At 62.3% G+C, this 16,525-nt stretch carries 16 protein-coding genes and 1 tRNA gene; 8 read left to right on the plus strand and 9 right to left on the minus strand.

What is annotated here, in order from left to right; genetic code table 11:
• The first annotated feature begins 56 nt into the window (after window positions 1-56).
• Both JQ574_RS11220 and JQ574_RS11225 read left to right on the plus strand, forming a co-directional pair.
• Window positions 57-551 carry a DUF192 domain-containing protein gene (locus JQ574_RS11220; RefSeq protein WP_212209438.1) on the plus strand — a complete coding sequence of 165 codons (495 nt, stop codon included), beginning with the start codon at window positions 57-59 and terminating at the stop codon, window positions 549-551.
• Between the two features lie 196 nt (window positions 552-747).
• A tRNA-Pro gene (locus JQ574_RS11225) sits at window positions 748-824 on the plus strand.
• Between the two features lie 62 nt (window positions 825-886).
• On the opposite strand, the gene JQ574_RS11230 is transcribed toward JQ574_RS11225, so the two are convergent.
• The 5 genes from JQ574_RS11230 to JQ574_RS11250 are packed head-to-tail and all read right to left on the minus strand — an operon-like array spanning window position 887 to window position 4,870.
• Entirely contained in the window at window positions 887-1,660 is a 774-nt protein-coding gene (locus tag JQ574_RS11230) for an ABC transporter permease (RefSeq protein WP_212209439.1), read from the minus strand.
• The gene (locus JQ574_RS11235) at window positions 1,657-2,433 is read right to left on the minus strand and encodes an ABC transporter permease (RefSeq protein ID WP_212209440.1); all 777 of its coding nucleotides are present in this window, start codon (window positions 2,431-2,433) and stop codon (window positions 1,657-1,659) included. Before JQ574_RS11235 ends, JQ574_RS11230 begins: the two co-directional genes overlap by 4 nt.
• Window positions 2,430-3,233, minus strand: coding sequence for an ABC transporter ATP-binding protein (locus JQ574_RS11240; RefSeq protein ID WP_212209441.1), 804 nt, complete (start codon window positions 3,231-3,233; stop codon window positions 2,430-2,432). The genes JQ574_RS11235 and JQ574_RS11240 overlap by 4 nt, the downstream gene beginning before the upstream one ends.
• Window positions 3,234-3,237: 4 nt before the next feature.
• Window positions 3,238-3,936 (minus strand): GntR family transcriptional regulator, encoded by a 699-nt coding sequence (locus JQ574_RS11245; RefSeq protein ID WP_212209442.1) that lies wholly within the window; start codon window positions 3,934-3,936, stop codon window positions 3,238-3,240.
• Between the two features lie 10 nt (window positions 3,937-3,946).
• Window positions 3,947-4,870 carry an ABC transporter substrate-binding protein gene (locus JQ574_RS11250; RefSeq protein WP_212209443.1) on the minus strand — a complete coding sequence of 308 codons (924 nt, stop codon included), beginning with the start codon at window positions 4,868-4,870 and terminating at the stop codon, window positions 3,947-3,949.
• A gap of 89 nt (window positions 4,871-4,959) precedes the next feature.
• On the opposite strand from JQ574_RS11250, the gene JQ574_RS11255 reads away from it, so the two are divergent.
• Together JQ574_RS11255 and JQ574_RS11260 are read left to right on the plus strand one after the other, a co-directional pair.
• Complete coding sequence (locus JQ574_RS11255) at window positions 4,960-5,943, plus strand: fumarylacetoacetate hydrolase family protein (RefSeq protein ID WP_212209444.1); 984 nt, start codon at window positions 4,960-4,962, stop codon at window positions 5,941-5,943.
• 57 nt (window positions 5,944-6,000) lie between these two features.
• The gene (locus tag JQ574_RS11260; protein WP_212383526.1) at window positions 6,001-6,777 is read left to right on the plus strand and encodes a cyclase family protein; all 777 of its coding nucleotides are present in this window, start codon (window positions 6,001-6,003) and stop codon (window positions 6,775-6,777) included.
• 307 nt (window positions 6,778-7,084) lie between these two features.
• Here JQ574_RS11260 and JQ574_RS11265 read toward each other — a convergent pair whose 3' ends face one another.
• Window positions 7,085-7,396: a hypothetical protein gene (locus JQ574_RS11265; RefSeq protein ID WP_212209446.1), complete on the minus strand. Its 312-nt coding sequence runs from the start codon at window positions 7,394-7,396 to the stop codon at window positions 7,085-7,087.
• A 393-nt stretch (window positions 7,397-7,789) separates the two neighbouring features.
• On the opposite strand from JQ574_RS11265, the gene JQ574_RS11270 reads away from it, so the two are divergent.
• Window positions 7,790-9,598, plus strand: coding sequence for a carbamoyltransferase C-terminal domain-containing protein (locus JQ574_RS11270; protein WP_212209447.1), 1,809 nt, complete (start codon window positions 7,790-7,792; stop codon window positions 9,596-9,598).
• A gap of 46 nt (window positions 9,599-9,644) precedes the next feature.
• Here JQ574_RS11270 and JQ574_RS11275 read toward each other — a convergent pair whose 3' ends face one another.
• On the minus strand, window positions 9,645-10,793 hold the full coding sequence (locus JQ574_RS11275; protein WP_212209448.1) for an OpgC domain-containing protein: 1,149 nt from the start codon (window positions 10,791-10,793) through the stop codon (window positions 9,645-9,647).
• 268 nt (window positions 10,794-11,061) lie between these two features.
• Here JQ574_RS11275 and JQ574_RS11280 point away from each other — a divergent pair, with 268 nt between their 5' ends.
• A complete protein-coding gene (locus JQ574_RS11280) occupies window positions 11,062-11,367 on the plus strand; it encodes an ETC complex I subunit (protein ID WP_212209449.1) in 306 nt (101 codons plus the stop codon).
• A 32-nt stretch (window positions 11,368-11,399) separates the two neighbouring features.
• Here JQ574_RS11280 and JQ574_RS11285 read toward each other — a convergent pair whose 3' ends face one another.
• On the minus strand, window positions 11,400-11,894 hold the full coding sequence (locus JQ574_RS11285; RefSeq protein WP_212209450.1) for an Lrp/AsnC family transcriptional regulator: 495 nt from the start codon (window positions 11,892-11,894) through the stop codon (window positions 11,400-11,402).
• 33 nt (window positions 11,895-11,927) lie between these two features.
• Window positions 11,928-12,575, minus strand: coding sequence for a TetR/AcrR family transcriptional regulator (locus tag JQ574_RS11290; RefSeq protein WP_212209451.1), 648 nt, complete (start codon window positions 12,573-12,575; stop codon window positions 11,928-11,930).
• A gap of 330 nt (window positions 12,576-12,905) precedes the next feature.
• On the opposite strand from JQ574_RS11290, the gene JQ574_RS11295 reads away from it, so the two are divergent.
• Window positions 12,906-14,510, plus strand: a complete 1,605-nt coding sequence (locus tag JQ574_RS11295; protein WP_212209452.1) for a carboxyl transferase domain-containing protein — start codon at window positions 12,906-12,908, stop codon at window positions 14,508-14,510.
• Between the two features lie 5 nt (window positions 14,511-14,515).
• Complete coding sequence (locus tag JQ574_RS11300; RefSeq protein ID WP_212209453.1) at window positions 14,516-16,522, plus strand: acetyl/propionyl/methylcrotonyl-CoA carboxylase subunit alpha; 2,007 nt, start codon at window positions 14,516-14,518, stop codon at window positions 16,520-16,522.
• The last annotated feature ends 3 nt before the right edge of the window (window positions 16,523-16,525 follow it).

Here is a 16,525-nt window from a genome sequence, read left to right on the forward strand (position 1 = left end):
CCTGGCAATAGCCTAAATCCCCCTGGATCATCCTGGTGTCCGGCGTGAGTGTTGTGATGAATTTGGTTTCGATGGTTGCGCCCGTCTTGCGCGGGCGGCTGACGGCGTCGCTGCTCGCAGCGCTGGGCCTGCTCGTTAGCCTCGGCGCAAGCCCAGCCGCGCAGGCCGCCAGCATTCAGCCGCTCGAGATCGTCACCAAATCCGGCGTGCAGGTGTTCTCGGTCGAGATGGCGACGACCGAAGAGGAGAAGACCACGGGGCTGATGCACCGCAAGGAATTGCCCGACGGCAAAGGCATGCTGTTCGATTTCTCGCCCGAACAGCAGATATCGATGTGGATGAAGAACACCTACATCTCGCTCGACATGATCTTCATCCGCGCCGACGGCCGCATCCTGCGGATCGCGGAGAATACCGAGCCTATGTCGACCAAGATCATCTCGTCGGGCGGGCTCGCCAAGGGCGTGCTGGAGGTGATCGCCGGCACGGCGCAAAAATACGGCATCAGGCCCGGTGACCGGGTGGCCCATCCCCTGTTCAACGGCCGATAGGGCATAGGGCCGCCAGCGCGTTGCTGCGCCCGTTCGGCGCGCCATGGGCGGTCCGCTGCAGGGCCTGGACACAAAATATCAAAAACAACCCCATGCAAAGTTAGCACGGCCCCCGGCCAGAGCCGACGCCAGGCCGCCCAGCGCCTTGCTGGCGGGCCCCCAAGCGTGTATCGACGTGTCCATTCCCAGCACCAATCGGGGTATAGCGCAGCCTGGTAGCGCGGCAGTTTTGGGTACTGCAGGTCGTTGGTTCGAATCCAGCTGCCCCGACCAATAACCGTTTGAATTTACTGGTTATTTTTGATTGCAAGCGCCCGCGTTCCTTTAGACGGATATCAGCGCTGCGCGGCCTGCCACGCCAGCAGGCGGTGTTCGGCCATCGACATCGCCACCGACGTTACGTAGCCGGTCAGGCCGAGCAGGATGACGCCGGCGAACAGATCAGCCGAGCGGAAGGCTCTGGCCGAGAGCAGCACCCAATGGCCGAGACCGTCGAGGCCGGCGAGGATTTCGCAGACCACGGAGAGGATCAGCGCCACCGTCAGGCTAAGGCGCATGCCGGCCAGAATGTCGGGACTGGCCGACGGCAGCGCGACCTTGAATATCACAGCCAGTCTGGACATCTGCAGTGACCGCGCCACCTCGTAGAGCCGCGGCTCGACTGCGGCAAAACCATGAATGGTCGCCAGCATGATCGGCCAGATCGCGCCGAACGCGATCACGAACAGCGCCATGGCCTGGGTCAGCCCCAGCATCGCAATCGCGACCGGGATGATGGCCGATACCGGCAACGGCCGCAGAAACTCCAGCGACGGCGCCACATAGGTCCGCATTATCCGCGACGAGCCGATGATCGCGCCGATCGCGATGCCGGCGATCGATGCGGCGAGCCAGCCATAAGCCATGTGCTCGAGCGTACCTGCGAGCTTGTTCCCGAGATCGCCGTTGGAAAATCCACGCACCAGCGAGGTCCAGGCCCGGTCCGGGCCCGGCAGGAACACCGGCGAGACCAGTTTCAAATTGGCAATCAATTGCCACAGCGCAATGAAGGAGGCGGCGACCGCAAAGCTTGCGGCGCGCCATAGCCAGACAGTCGCGTTGCGGTTCATGCGCTGTCTCCGCTCAACGCGGCGCGGCCGAACAGGCGGTGCTGCGCCACCACCAGCAGGATATTCAGCGCGTAACCGATGGCGCCGATCCAGACCAGATAGGCCAGCATCAGGTCGGGCCGCAGCGCCTGCTGCGCCAGCATGATCCCGGCGCCCAGCCCCAGCGGATTGATCGCGATTTCGACTGTGACGGCGACGATCAGCGCGATACCGGCCGACAGCCGGAACGCCACGAAGATCCGCGGCAGCGCGGCGGGGATGATGATCTTCCAGACCCGCTGCGCAGCGGGTAGCCGCAGCGCCCGCGACACTTCCATCAGCCGCGGTTCGATACTGCGTACCGCCGCCCGGCTCAGGATCAGAATCGGCCAGACGCAGGCGAACGCCACGATCACGATTTCCATGCGATAGCCGAACCCGAGCGCAATCAGCGCGATCGGCAGCAAGGCGATCGACGGGATCGGCCTGACAGCCTCGACCGTCACCTCCATCAGGCGGTTGAGCGTGTCTGAAATCCCGAAGGCAATGCCGAGCGCCAGCCCGATGACGGTGCCGATCGCGAGGCCCGCAAAGGCCGAGAACAGCGTGTCACGCGTTGCTGTGAGGATGGAGAAGTCTGCAAAGGCGCCGGCGAGCGCCATGATGATTTCGCTTGGTGGCGCCAGGCTGTCGCTTTGCAGATGGGTCGCGCGCGCCCAGGCCTCGAAGGCAAGCAGTACCGCTAGCGGCAGCAGCAGCGCCTTGGCTTTTTCCTTGGCCCTATCCGTCGTCACTGTTCGGCCGCCTTGATGAAGTCGAACAGCTGCCGCCGCAGCCGCAGAAATTCCGGGTGTTCGCGGGTCGAAAGCTGATCGCGCGGCCGCGGCAGATTGACCGCAAGCTCAATGCCGATCCTTCCGGGATGCGGCAACAGGCCGATGACGCGGTCGCCGAGATAGATGGCTTCGTCCAGATCATGCGTCACGAAGATCACGGTTGCGCCGCTTGCAGCCACCAGTGCCAGCACCTCGTCCTGCAAGCCCTGCCGTGTCATCGCATCAAGCGCGCCGAATGGTTCGTCCATCAGCAGCGTCTTCGGCTCCTGCGCGAGGCAGCGCGCGATCTGCAGCCGCTGCTGCATGCCGCCGGACATTTCGGCGGGATATTTTCCGGCATGGCCGGGCAGGCCCACCGTGCGCAGCAATTCCTCGATGCGGGCAGGGCGCTCGGCGGCGGGCATCCCGCCCGCTTCGAGCGCCAGCGACACATTGCCGGCCGCGGTGCGCCACGGCAGCAGCGCCTTGCCGTAATCCTGGAAGACGATGGCGATCTCGCGCCGCGGATGCAGCATCAGCTGGCCGTCGAAATCCACCCTGCCGCTGGTCGGCTGGTAGAGCCCCGCCGCCAGCCGCAGCGCGGTGGTCTTGCCGCAACCGGACGCACCGACGACGCAGAGGAATTCGCCGGGCCGGACGCCAAGGCTCAAATTCTCGATGATGGTCTTGCCGCCGAGCTGGAGCGTAACGTCCGTGAACGCGATCTGCGGTCTCGGTTGGCCGGGAATGACTTCGAAGCGTTTTGCGGCGTTTGCCATGGCGTCAGCTCTCGCTTCCATTGGGGTAGACGATGTCGATCGTCGAACGCAGATGCGCCTCCAGCATCGCCTGCGCGCCGGCGATATCGCGGGAAAGAACGCGGTCGGCAAGCAATTGGTGGACGCGTACGAACTTCTTGCCGCTGTCGAGGGAGCGCATCATCACGCGGCGGTAGCGGTAGGCTTGGTCGTAGAGATCGGAATGCGCGGCCAGCAGCCGCCTGGAGCCGCAGCCGGTCAGAAGCGCGGTGTGGAAACCCTTGTGCAGCCGGTCGAAGTCCTCGGCGCCTTCGCGGAATTCATCGCCGGTCCGCTCGATGTGCCGGCGCATTTGGTGCAGCGTGCTGACAATGCCGGCCTCCCAGGCATCGTCGCCATGGGTGATCGCCAGCTTGATCGCCTCGATCTCGACCGCGGTCCGCATCACGGTGATATCGTGCAGGTCTTCGCGGCTGACGTCGGCAACACGAAAGCCGCGCTGTCCGGTTCCGACGATCAGCCCGCGCGACATCAGCCGCGACAAACCTTCGCGCAGCGGCGTCGCGCCGATCTCATAGCGCTGAACCAGATCGACGATCCCAAGCCGCGATCCCGGCGCGAGATGCCCGGCCAGTATGTCGTGCTCGACCAGCGTGGCTGCGCGCTCGCTTAAAGTTGCGGCCTCAGTCGCGGGTTGGCTCGAATTGCGCTCGGTAGTCGACATTGCAACAGCCTCACTTCAGAACCAGTTTGGCGGTATCGAGCCTGGATTGCAGCATTTTCTGCGACGACATTACCTCGATCCACCAGCTCAACTGCTCGGGCTTGAGCACCGGCTCGGATTGGTTCGGGGGCGTCGCCTTGACCAATTCGATCGGCTGCTTGGTGAATTTGGCAATCGACGCGGAGGCCTTTTCGCGATCGCCATTGACGATCAGCGCGGATTCAGCGATCGCATCGCGAAATTTCTTGATCGCGACGGCGTTCTTGTCGGCCCATTCGCGGGATGCCGCGTAGAAAATGATCGGCTCGGTGCGCGCGAGTTCGACCGCATAACGCGCGCCGACCGAGCCCAATCCTGCGTTGAGCATACGCGTCACGAACGGCTCGGCGGTCAGCACGGCATCGACGCCGCCTGATTTGATGATGTCGGACATGGTCGGGAAGGTGACCTCGACGAAATTGACGCGTCTGGGATCGACACCTTTGTCCACCAGCCACTTTACGAACAGCACATGCAGGAAGGCGTTGAGGCCGGGCGCGCCGACTTTCTTGCCGACGAAATCCTTTGGCTCCTTGATGGTGATGCCGTTGCGGACGAAGGCGGCGATGCTGTCCTGGTTCACCGGGCTCATCACGCTCGCGCCGGCAATGGCGACGAGGTCGAGGCCGCCGTCAACGGCCTGCAGGAACACGGTCGAGGTTGGTCCACCGATCTGAATCGAGTTGGAAAGGATCGCGGCGGGGATGTTCGAATTGATGCCGATCGGCGTCATCTCGACATCGAGCCCATGCTTTTTGAAGATGCTTTCGTCGATCGCCACCATGGCGGAGGCGCAATCCGACGTCGCCGTGCAGCCGACCTGAATCTTGGCCTGTGCGACGGCAGCTCCCGTCAGCGCCAGGCTGACCGCAAGGGTTGCTAGGATCGTTTTCATCACCATCTCCCCGGATTACATTTTTGGTGCTTGATTATCGATATTTTTTTCGATCATATATTTCATCCAAAAGCAAGAGGGCGGCAAAAATGAAACTCGCAACATTCAAATTCGGCGGTCAGGAAAAGGTCGGGATCGTGCATTCCGGCGACGGCAAACTGTTCGATCTGGCCGCGGCCGCCGGCCGGAACGGCGCCGCCAATCCGGCCTTCGTTTCCATGCTTGCCCTGATTGATGCCGGCGAAGGCGCGCTCGAACAGGCGTCGGCCGTGTTCGACAAGCACGGCAAGGACGAAACCCTGTCGGTATCCGCAGCAACGGCCGATATCCTCGCCCCGATCCCGGAGCCGCGGCAGATGCGGGACGGCATGTCGTTTCCGCTGCACATTCTCCAGGCCCCGCGCGGCCAGCTCAAGCTCGCCGCACGCGCCAGGAACGACATGGCGGAACTGGCGCGGATCGAGGCCGAGCCGCTCGGCGAATTGCCGGAGGTCTATCGCAAGCAGCCGATCTATTACATTACCAACCGCTTCAGCGTCCGCGGCACCAACACCACCGTAAAGTGGCCGCGCTACAGTCAGGTGATGGATTATGAATGCGAATTCGGCATCATCACCAAGAACAAGGGTGCCAACATTTCCGCCGCGAAAGCCAAGGATCACATCTTCGGTTTTACGATCTTCAACGATTTTTCTGCGCGCGACGCCCAGCGTATCGAAATGGAGGGGCGGCTCGGCCCCGCAAAAGGCAAGAGTTTCGATGGCGGCAATGTAATGGGACCGTGGATCATCACGCCCGACGAGCTCGGTGATCCCTACAAATTGAAGATGGAAGTGCGCGTCAACGGCAAGATGCGCTCGCAAGGGGTTTCCGATGGAATGCTGTTTTCATTCGAGGAGATTATCGCCCATGTCACCAGGGACGAGACGCTGATGCCCGGCGAATTCATCGGCTCCGGAACGGTCGGCAATGGCTGCGGACTGGAACTCGGCTGGTATCTCGAACACGGCGACAGCATCGAGCTTGAAGTCGAAAAGATCGGTATCCTGAAGAACCGGGTCGAACGGCAATAGGCCGCCGCGACCACGCCACCACAACAAGAACCAAAAACATTCAGCGAGGAAACGCCAATGGCGCGCAAGTTGATCGATATCTCCGTTCCCCTGCAAAACGATGTACCCGCCGATCCGCCGGGCGGTCATCCGACCATCCAGTACATCGACCACCAGCAGGGCCTGCCGCGCATGCTGCAGTTCTTTGACGGGCTGAAGGCCGTAGATCTGCCGGACGGGCAGGGCTGGGCGGTCGAGCAGGTGCAGCTCTCGACCCACAACGGCACGCACCTGGATGCGCCCTGGCACTTCCATCCCACCATGAACCGGGGTGAGCGATCCTGGACCATCGACGAGGTGCCGCTGGAATGGTGCCTACAGCCGGGGGTGAAGCTCGACTTCCGGCATTTTGCCGACGGCTATGTGGCGACCGCCAAGGACGTGGAGAACGAGCTCAAGCGTATCGGTCATACCCTGTCGCCGCTGGAAATCGTGGTGGTCAACACCAGCGCCGGCGTCAAATACGGCCGGCAGGATTACGTCACCTCGGGCTGCGGCATGGGCTATGAGGCGACCATGTATCTTCTGGAGCGCGGCGTGCGGCTGACCGGCATCGACGGCTGGAGCTGGGATGCGCCGTTCGTCTACACCGCAAAGAAATATGCCGAGACCAAGGACGCCAGCCTGATCTGGGAAGGCCACAAGGCCGGCCGTCACATCGGCTATTGCCACATCGAGAAGTTGCACAACCTCGAGCAACTGCCATCAACCGGGTTCACGGTGTCCTGCTTCCCGGTGAAGATCGAACGCGCTTCGGCGGGCTGGACCCGGGCCGTCGCTATTCTCGACGGATAGATCCGTCGCTAGCGAGAAACGCCGAGAGGAATTTCAGGATGGAATTGCGCCGAGCTTGTTGGCAGATGCTTCTGCGGGAGTGAGTCCGTTTCGTCGATCAGCCCGATGCCGCCGCGGCTTCATCCTGACGGCGCGCTGACACTGACAACAGCGATCGCGCGCCGCAACGCGACAGCGCGCATGTCGATTGAGCGCAGCCCGCTCAGTGGAAGTGTCAAATTAGCGGCAAAGAAAAAGGCGCGCCGGTTGTCCGGCACACCTGATTATTGTTTAGACCGTGCGTAAATTTTCGCCGATCAATCCGATATCAGTAATACCTGCAGACGCGAACGCCGTACGCATTCCACCAGCAGCGGGGTCCGCCGCGAACCACGGGAACACCGTAGAAGCCATAGCCCCGGCCCCGGCCATAATAACCACGGCCGCGACCCCAGCCGCCGCCGCGATAGAAACCACGACCGCCACCGCGACCCCACCCGCCGCCACGGCCTCGTCCACCGCGGGCTTCCGCCGGCGACGTCGTTGCACCTACCAGAATGGCAGACGTGCTGGCGACGTAGACGAACAACAAGGCGAGCGCTGCAAGACAACGCGTCAGGATATTGTAGCGTTTAGCCATTCTAGAATCTCCCGGTCACTTTCTAAACCACCTGGACTTCCGCATTATCAAACTTAGACGCTCGAAAATGCCTTTGGTTCAGATGAGCTAAGATAATATCTTTACTAAGGTTCTTTCGGCAATTCGGGACTTTATTAAGACGGAAAGATAAGGTCAAGTTACACTCCGGCTTGCGACGAATTCTCGCGTTGCGCCGTTCATCTTCGTTCATCTTCGTTCATCTTTCTGTCCGACGATTGTGCACTGCAGAATTACCGAAACGAAAATTCGGCAAGACAAACCAGCCGAACACCAGGCAAAAAAACAGGCAAGAAAAATCAGGCAAGCCCAAGCCAGCAACTTGACGTCGACACGATCTCGCGCACGACGGTCCCCCCGCCTTAAAGAGTATCCATGCCCAAACAGCACACCTACGTTCTCGGCCTGAACACCTACGACCATGACGTGAGCGCCTGCCTGCTACGCGACGGCGCCATCGCATTCGCGATCGCCAAGGAGCGGATCACGCGGGTCAAGCACGCGTCCGGCTTCTACAAGGAGGTGATCGATTATTGCCTCGAGGCAGAAGGCATCACGCTGGATGACATCGATCTGATCGTTCGCAATTGCTACATCATGCCGGTAGGGGAAATGGAAGAACGGCTGGTCTATTTTGACGCGCCGGGCTTCCTTCCCGAATTTGAACGGGACGACGCGGCCAAGCACCCGTTGTATTTGTCGCACTCGGAGAAGGTGGTAACGATCTCCCACCATCTGGCGCACGCCTACAGCGCGTTCGCGGTATCGCCGTTCGAGGAAGGCGTGGTGATGATCGTCGATGGCGTCGGCAGCTATCAGTCCGACGTCATGGAGTCCTATCCCTCGGGCGACACCGCAACGCCGCTCGCGCGCGAATCCGAGAGCTATTACAAGTTCAAGGGATCGACGATCGAATGCCTGAAGAAGGTTTTCATGGAGCCGGACCGCGGCTTCCTGAGCGATGAATTCTACAACATGCCGGGGATGGGCGCGCTCTACAGCCGGGCGTCGACCTACATTTTCGGCGACTGGAATAAATGCGGCGAGCTGATGGGGCTCGCACCCTATGGCCGCCACAACGCGGTCGCGAGCCTGATGGGGCTGAAAGACGGCACGCTGCAGGTGCCGCACTGGACCACCGATCTCAAGCAGCCCTACATCCAGGACGGCAGCAACTGGGAAAAGAGCCCGGCGATGCGGCACTGGGAGGATCTGGCCTGGCGGGTGCAGGACGACACCGAGAACGTGCTGCTCGCCCGCGCGCGCTGGCTGCGCGAAACCACCGGGGCCAAGAACCTGACGATGGCCGGTGGTGTCGCCCTGAACTGTGTGGCCAATGGCCGGCTCGCCCGTGAAGCCGGTTTCGACAATATCTGGATCCAGCCGGCGACCGGCGATGACGGCATTGCGATCGGCTGCGCCTATTACGGCTGGCTCGAGATCCTGAAGCAGCGCCGCAACTTTGTCATGGAGCATTCCTATATCGGCAAGCCCTATAGCGATGCGGATGTCGCGGCTGCGCTGCAGCGGTTTCTGGTGCGTATCCAGATCGACGCGAGACGCAGCGACAATGTTTGCCGCGATACCGCGAAGCTGCTCGCCGATCAGCGCGTGATCGGCTGGTTTCAGGGCGGCTCGGAGTTCGGACCGCGGGCGCTCGGCAACCGCAGCCTGCTCGGCGATCCCCGCAAGCCCGAGATGAAGGACATCCTGAACAGCCGCGTCAAGCACCGGCAGGCGTTCCGCCCGTTCGCGCCGATCGTATTGGCCGAGCGGATGAAGGATATTTTCGAGGGCGACGCGGATTCGCCGTTCATGCTGCTTGCGAAGCCGGTGCGCCCTGAGTGGCGCGACAAGATACCGGCGATCGTGCATGTCGACGGTACGGCGCGCGTCCAGACCGTGCGCGAAGCGACCAATCCGAAGCTGTACCAGTTGTTGAAGGAGTTCGATGCGTTGACCGGCGTTCCCGTGCTGATCAACACGTCATACAACATCAAGGGCGAGCCGATCGTCGAGACGCCGCGCGATGCCGTGGCCTGCTTCCTGACCACGGGGGTCGACCATCTGATCATGCACGACACGGTGGTATCGAAGACCGCCATGCACAAGATCGTCGGACCGCTGGTCGATACCTACGACGACGTGAGGAACCTGGTGTCAGCGACCGCCCGGTCGGCCTGAAGGTGGCCGTTCTGGAAGTTGAGGGACACCGATCAAGCCGCTTCGATCAAGCGGCCGCTTTCGGCGCCGGCTTGGGCAACGGCTTGTCCTGCCGTTTCGACCAGGAAATATAGTAGGCGACGATCGTCATGATCGCGATGCCGGTCACGCTGACGAAGATCTGCGCGAACAGCGAGCCGGAGCTCAGCGACAGCTGGAAGTGCCCGACGAACGACAGGAACACGCCGACGCAGAATACCGCGAGCGATTGCTGGCCGCAGACCACCAGCGGATCGAATATTCTCCATTCCAGCGCCGGCCAATCCTTCGGGATGAACCGGATCACCATGATCACGATCACCACGAAATGGATGAAGCGGTAGGGCGCCAAATTGGTCTTGTCGTTCGGATTGAACATCGAATAGAGCCAATGCGGGAACATGTTTCCGAAATCCGGAAACCTGCCGGCCATCGTCATGACCAGCGCCAACAGCAGATAGGCGATACAGAAATACAGCGTCAGCGGGTGATTGATCACCGCCGCCGACCGCCGGGCGCCGCCGAGCGCGCACCAGGAGCCGAACACGAACAGCACCTGCCAGGCGAACGGGTTGAAGTACCAGGTTCCGGTCGGGTAGGCCGCCAGGTTCCAGCCGGTTTGCCGCGACACCAGCCACAGCACGATTGCGGCGACCATGGTCCAGTTGGGCTGGCGCAGCATCATCCACAGCACCGGCGGGAACAGTCCCATCAGCACGATGTAGAGCGGCAGCACGTCGAGGTTCACCGGCTTGAACTTCAGGAACAGGCCCTGGCGCAACGTTTCGGTCGCGTTGTCGACCAGGCCGACGACGTTGAACTCGTTGACGAGCTCGGAATCGCCAAACCGCAGCGCGAGGTAGCTGATCGAGGCGATATAGATCACGAACAGGATGATGTGGGCGACGTAGAGCTGCCAGACGCGCTTGGTCAGCCGCGTGGCGCCGACGATGAAGCCGCGGTCGAGCATCATCCGGGCATAGACGAAGGAGGCGGTATATCCGGAAATGAAAACGAACAGGTCGGCCGCGTCGCTGAAGCCGTAGTTGCGGGTCGTGATCCAGTTCACCACGTTGTCCGGGATGTGATCCAGATAGATCGCCCAGTTCGCAACCCCGCGAAACAGGTCGAGCCGGAGGTCGCGTCCTTTTTCGGGCAGGGTGGCGTTGATTTTCATTGGAGCCGCTTCGATGTGATGCTGTCGGGACGATCGCGCCGCCGGACCAAGCCTTGAATCAGGCCTCGAACCATACGCGGGCCGCAGGGCGGACGAAGATTGTCACAGTGCAGCATAATGACTATACCGGTCCGGAATGGTACATCCGGGGTTATGGAATCACCGATCAAATCCCTGAAAGGTGTCTCTATACTATCCCGGCCGTCTGCGCCAAACGTCTCCAAGTCTCGTGTCTTTAAGTCGCACATCTCTGAAGGTTCGACCATCCATGACCGCACGCATTTTTAAGCCCGCCAAAAACGCGATGCAATCGGGCAGGGCCAAGACCCGGGAATGGCAGCTCGACTACGAGCCCGAGCAGCCCCGGGCGATCGAACCGTTGATGGGCTGGACCTCATCCGGCGACATGAAGCAGCAGCTCACGCTCCACTTCGACACCAAGGAAGACGCGGTGGCCTATTGCGAACGCAAGGGCATTCCCTACCAGGTGATCGAGCCCAAGGACTCCGCGCACCGCCAAGTCGCCTATGCCGACAATTTCGCGTTCCGGCGCGGCGAGCCCTGGACCCACTAAGTCCTGAACTAAGCGCTGAACCCATTGAAGCGCTAGGGATCGGTTCGGGGCGTCGGGTCCCCCGGGATCGGCAAAGGCGCATCCTTCGCGACGCCAAGGACCGGCAAGCTTCTGATAGTCCGGACCTCGGGCATGGCGGCGAACTGCCGAAGCTGCTGATGCATCCCCTCGACATCGGGCGCGACGCATTTGAGTAAAAAGTCCGCTTCTCCCGAGATGCGCCAGCTTTGCAGAACCAGCGGCAGGGCCGCGATCGAGGCTTCGAACGCTTCCAGCGTCGCCTTGGCCTGGCTCGCCAGCTGGATCGATACGAACGACACGACCTCGTAGCCGAGCACCTTCTCGTCGATCGTGGCGCGGATCGCCTTGATCACGCCGCGGCTGCGCAGGGATCGTACGCGCCGCAGGCAAGGCGGCAGGGACAGGCCGACACGACTGGCCAGTTCGTTGATCCGGATGCGTCCATCCTTCTGAAGCTCGGACAATATCCTCAGGTCGATGTCGTCGAGCTTGTGATTGGCTGTCATGGCTGCTCGTCCGCGCTCAGGAGTCCGCCGCTGCTAGACAGCTGCAACCCGCCGTGGCTTGCGGATGCTGCGGGCAGGGGCGCTCGCGGCCTGCGGCGACACGCCCGACAGCACCAGCTTCTCATGGGCGGCGATGATCGCGTCCCTGGTCAGGCGTCCGCCCGGCCGGTACCAGGTGCAGAGGCCGGTCAGGAGCGCCAGGATCGCAAACGTCGCCACCTTGACATCGACGACTTCGAAGACGCCTTCGGAAACGCCCTCCGAGAGGATACGCGCCAGCCGCGCCTCATAGGCGCTGCGCAGCGCCACGATCGCCTCATAGTTCTTCGGCTCCAGGCTGCGCAGTTCGGAATTGGCGATGAAGACCTCGCGCTTGCGGCTCATGTGGTAGGTGACGTGGAATGCGACGAAGGCGCGGAGCTTTTCCTCCGGACCTTGCTTACCTTCCAGCGCGAGATCGAGCTGACGAATGAGCTCGTTGACGTGGTCCTGCACCAGTTCGAACAGCAGTTCCTGCTTGGTGCTGATATGATTGTACAGCGATCCCACCTGGATCCCGACCTCGGCGGCGAGGTCGCGCAGGCTCATCGCCGAATAGCCCTGTTCGAAGATCAGGCGTAGCCCGGCCTTGCGGATCGCTTCCAGCGTCTTCGGGCCATAGGAGCCGATCGTACGTGCCATCTGGTCCTCGGGGTAGTAGATTGAGACGCTTATAAAGATACAAACGACCGTATGTTTATTGCATGAGATGTGAGGAATTTCAACGGCATAACATGCCATTTTGGCAAAACTCAAAAATCATGACCATCCTCTTGCAGCTCTATTAAAAAAACGTATGATCGTTTTTAATTCGGAGGAGGCGTGATCGTGCAAGCGGGCCCGCAATCCCGGCTGCCGGGACACTTCGCCGCAAAGATGGTACAGCCTGTCGCGCCGTTTCGCGAGAGGTCTTGTCCCGTCAGTCCTAGAGGCCACGCACCAACCGCCCGTCACCCAAAGAAACGATAGGCCATGTCGCTTCATTCAACGATCGATCCCACATCCGCCGATTTTGCCCGCAACGCCGAAGTGATGCGCGGCCTCGTCGCCGACCTCAGAGAAAAACTCAAGGTGGTTGCCGGCGGCGGCGGTAAAACCTCACGCGCACGGCATACCTCGCGCGGCAAAATGCTGGCGCGCCAGCGCGTCGACCTGCTGATCGATCCCGGCACCGCATTCCTCGAATTGTCGCCGCTGGCTGCCCACGGTCTCTATGGCGGCGACGTCCATTCCGCCAGCGTCATTACCGGGGTAGGGCGCATCTCGGGCCGCGAATGCGTCATCGTCGCCAACGACGCCACCATCAAGGGCGGCACCTACTATCCGATGACCGTGAAGAAGCATCTGCGCGCGCAGGACATCGCGCGGCAGAACAATCTGCCTTGCGTCTACATGGTCGATTCCGGCGGCGCGTTCCTGCCGCTGCAGGACGAGATCTTTCCCGACGAGCGGCATTTCGGCCGCATCTTCTACAACCAGGCGCAGATGTCGGCAGCTGGCATTCCGCAGATCGCCATTGTGATGGGCTCCTGCACGGCGGGCGGCGCCTATGTGCCCGCGATGTCGGACGAGAGCATCATCGTGCGCAACCAGGGCACGATCTTTCTAGGCGGACCGCCGCTGGTGAAGGCCGCGACCGGCGAGGTGGTCACGGCCGAAGAACTCGGCGGCGCCGACGTGCACTCGCGGCAGTCCGGCGTCACCGACCATTACGCGCAGAACGACGCCCATGCGATCGGGATCGCGCGGCGCATCGTGGCTACGCTGAAGCCGCCGACGCGCGCCGCGCTCAACATGCGCGAGCCGCGCGAGCCGCTGTTCCCGGCGGAAGAAATATACGGCGTGGTTTCCGCCGACGGCCGCAAGCCGTTCGACGTTCATGACATCATCGCGCGGATCGTCGACGGTTCCGAATTCGACGAGTTCAAGAAGCTTTACGGTACGACCTTGATCTGCGGCTTTGCCCATATCTGGGGCTATCCGGTCGGCATCATCGCCAATAACGGCATCCTGTTCAGCGAGAGCTCGCTGAAGGGCGCGCACTTCATCGAATTGTGCTGCCAGCGCAATATCCCGCTGGTGTTCCTGCAGAACATCACCGGCTTCATGGTCGGCAAGAAATACGAGGCCGGCGGCATCGCGCGCGACGGCGCCAAGCTGGTGACGGCGGTGGCGACCGCCGGGGTGCCGAAATTCACCGTCGTGATCGGCGGCTCCTATGGCGCCGGCAATTACGGCATGTCGGGCCGCGCCTACAGCCCGCGCTTCCTCTGGATGTGGCCGAACGCCCGCATCTCGGTGATGGGCGGCGAACAGGCGTCGATGGTTCTGGCCCAGGTGCGGCGCGACGGTATCGAGGCCAAGGGCGACACCTGGTCGGCCGAAGAGGACGAGAAGTTTCGTGCGCCTATTCGTGCCCAGTATGAGAGCCAGGGCAGTCCCTATTATGCCACCGCGCGGCTATGGGATGATGGGGTGATTGATCCCGCCGATACGCGGCTGGTGCTCGGCCTTGGATTGTCCGCGGCTGGCAACGCGCCGATCGAACCGACGAAGTTCGGCCTGTTCAGGATGTGATGCAGATGGACCGCTCGAAACTATACCGGCGTTTCCGCACGCTCTTGATCGCCAACCGCGGCGAGATCGCCTGCCGCGTGATCCGCTCCGCCCGCGCCATGGGCCTGCGCACCGTGGCCGTTTATTCCGAGGCCGACCGCGACGCCATGCATGTCGCCATGGCCGACGAGGCCGTGCTGCTCGGGCCGGCGCGGGCCCGCGACAGCTACCTCAACGTCGAGCGCGTCATTGAAGCGGCGCGCCAGACGGGCGCCGAAGCGGTGCATCCCGGCTACGGGTTTCTGTCGGAGAATGCCGAGTTCGCGCAAGCCTGCCTCGACGCCGGCCTGGTGTTCGTCGGTCCGACCGCCGCGATGATGACGGCGATGGGCTCCAAATCCGGCTCCAAGGCGCTGATGGAAAAGGCCGGCGTGCCGCTGGTGCCAGGCTATCACGGCGAGGCCCAGGACGAGGCTGTTCTGGCGCAGGCCGCCGACAAGATCGGCTTCCCGGTACTGGTCAAGGCCTCCGCCGGTGGCGGCGGGCGCGGTATGCGCGTGGTCAATTCGGCCGGTGAACTGGCGGCTGCCATCGTCAGTGCCAAGCGCGAAGCAAAGGCCGCGTTCGGCGACGATCGCATGCTGATCGAGAAATTCGTCCAGAATCCGCGCCACATCGAGGTGCAGATCATCGGCGACAGCCACGGCAACCTGCTCTCGCTCTGGGAGCGCGAATGCACGCTGCAGCGGCGGCATCAGAAGGTGATCGAGGAAGCGCCGTCGCCGACGCTCGACGCCGCCCAGCGCGAGGCGGTCTGCGCCGCCGCGCGCAAGGCGGCCGCGGCGGTCAATTATGTCGGCGCTGGCACCATCGAATTCGTCTCCGACGGCAAGGAGGTGTTCTTCATCGAGATGAACACCCGCCTGCAGGTCGAGCATCCCGTGACCGAACTGATCACCGGCGTCGATCTCGTGGAATGGCAGTTGCGGGTGGCGTTCGGCGAGAAGCTGCCGCTGGCGCAAAATGAGATCAAACTGAACGGCCATGCCATCGAGGCGCGGGTCTACGCGGAAAATCCGCAGAAGAATTTTATGCCCTCGGTCGGCCGGATCAAGACATGGCGCACGCCTGACGCCGTTGACGGCCTGCGCATCGATGCCGGCTATCGCAGCGGCGATGCGGTGTCGCCCTATTACGACGCCATGCTCGCCAAGGTGATCGCGTGGGCGCCGACCCGACAGGCCGCGATTGAGAGACTGAACCGCGGGCTGGAAGAGACCGACGTCCGCGGCATCGTGACCAACATCCCGTTCCTGTCAGCGCTGGTGACGCATCCGCAAGTTCGGGCGAACACCATCGACACCGGTTTTATTGAACGCGAATTGAAAGGCCTGACCGACCCGAAATACGCTTGCGGCGATCTGGAACTCTGTGCGGCGGTCGCCGCTATCGTAGTCGAGGAGCGCAAGGTCGCAGCCAAGGAGGCCCATTCGCCGTGGCAGGCCTTTGGCTGGCAGCCGGTCGGCCAGCGGCAGCGCGTGTTCGCGCTTCGCCAGGGACAGGGCGCCGAGCAGAAGGTCACGCTGGACTATGGCAACGGGGCGTCGAGGCTGTCGATCGGCGAGCGTCAGTTCGTTTTCACGACGTCGCCTGCCGATGATGGTGGTTTTGATCTGACGCTCGACGGGATGAAATCCCATGTCGTCGCGGTGATCGAGGGTCACGAACTCTATCTGCGCACCCGCAACGGCCGTTTCGACCTGCATTGGGTCGATCCGTTCGGCGGCGAGACCGAGGAGCATGTCGGCGAGGACAAGATCGTGGCGCCGTTGCCGGGCACCGTGGTGGCGCTGCTGGCCGAGGAGGGGGCGACGCTGGAGAAGGGGGCTGCGATCCTGACGCTGGAAGTCATGAAGATGGAGCAGACCCTGCGCGCGCCGTTTGCCGGCGTGTTGAAGAAGATCAAATGCAAGGTCGGCGATATCGTTGGCGAAGGCGTAGAACTTGCCGAAGTCGAACCTGCAGCCTCGTGAGGC

This window comes from Bradyrhizobium sp. AUGA SZCCT0158 (genome assembly GCF_018130065.1).
Lineage (GTDB): Bacteria > Pseudomonadota > Alphaproteobacteria > Rhizobiales > Xanthobacteraceae > Bradyrhizobium.

Excerpts from the sequence above, each read along its gene's own strand:
- JQ574_RS11220 (WP_212209438.1), top strand. The coding sequence starts at position 57 with ATGAATTTGGTTTCGATGGTTGCGCCCGTCTTGCGCGGGCGGCTGACG.
- JQ574_RS11230 (WP_212209439.1), bottom strand. The coding sequence starts at position 1,660 with ATGAACCGCAACGCGACTGTCTGGCTATGGCGCGCCGCAAGCTTTGCG.
- JQ574_RS11240 (WP_212209441.1), bottom strand. The coding sequence starts at position 3,233 with ATGGCAAACGCCGCAAAACGCTTCGAAGTCATTCCCGGCCAACCGAGA.
- JQ574_RS11245 (WP_212209442.1), bottom strand. The coding sequence starts at position 3,936 with ATGTCGACTACCGAGCGCAATTCGAGCCAACCCGCGACTGAGGCCGCA.
- JQ574_RS11250 (WP_212209443.1), bottom strand. The coding sequence starts at position 4,870 with ATGAAAACGATCCTAGCAACCCTTGCGGTCAGCCTGGCGCTGACGGGA.
- JQ574_RS11255 (WP_212209444.1), top strand. The coding sequence starts at position 4,960 with ATGAAACTCGCAACATTCAAATTCGGCGGTCAGGAAAAGGTCGGGATC.
- JQ574_RS11260 (WP_212383526.1), top strand. The coding sequence starts at position 6,001 with ATGGCGCGCAAGTTGATCGATATCTCCGTTCCCCTGCAAAACGATGTA.
- JQ574_RS11265 (WP_212209446.1), bottom strand. The coding sequence starts at position 7,396 with ATGGCTAAACGCTACAATATCCTGACGCGTTGTCTTGCAGCGCTCGCC.
- JQ574_RS11270 (WP_212209447.1), top strand. The coding sequence starts at position 7,790 with ATGCCCAAACAGCACACCTACGTTCTCGGCCTGAACACCTACGACCAT.
- JQ574_RS11275 (WP_212209448.1), bottom strand. The coding sequence starts at position 10,793 with ATGAAAATCAACGCCACCCTGCCCGAAAAAGGACGCGACCTCCGGCTC.
- JQ574_RS11280 (WP_212209449.1), top strand. The coding sequence starts at position 11,062 with ATGACCGCACGCATTTTTAAGCCCGCCAAAAACGCGATGCAATCGGGC.
- JQ574_RS11285 (WP_212209450.1), bottom strand. The coding sequence starts at position 11,894 with ATGACAGCCAATCACAAGCTCGACGACATCGACCTGAGGATATTGTCC.
- JQ574_RS11290 (WP_212209451.1), bottom strand. The coding sequence starts at position 12,575 with ATGGCACGTACGATCGGCTCCTATGGCCCGAAGACGCTGGAAGCGATC.
- JQ574_RS11295 (WP_212209452.1), top strand. The coding sequence starts at position 12,906 with ATGTCGCTTCATTCAACGATCGATCCCACATCCGCCGATTTTGCCCGC.
- JQ574_RS11300 (WP_212209453.1), top strand. The coding sequence starts at position 14,516 with ATGGACCGCTCGAAACTATACCGGCGTTTCCGCACGCTCTTGATCGCC.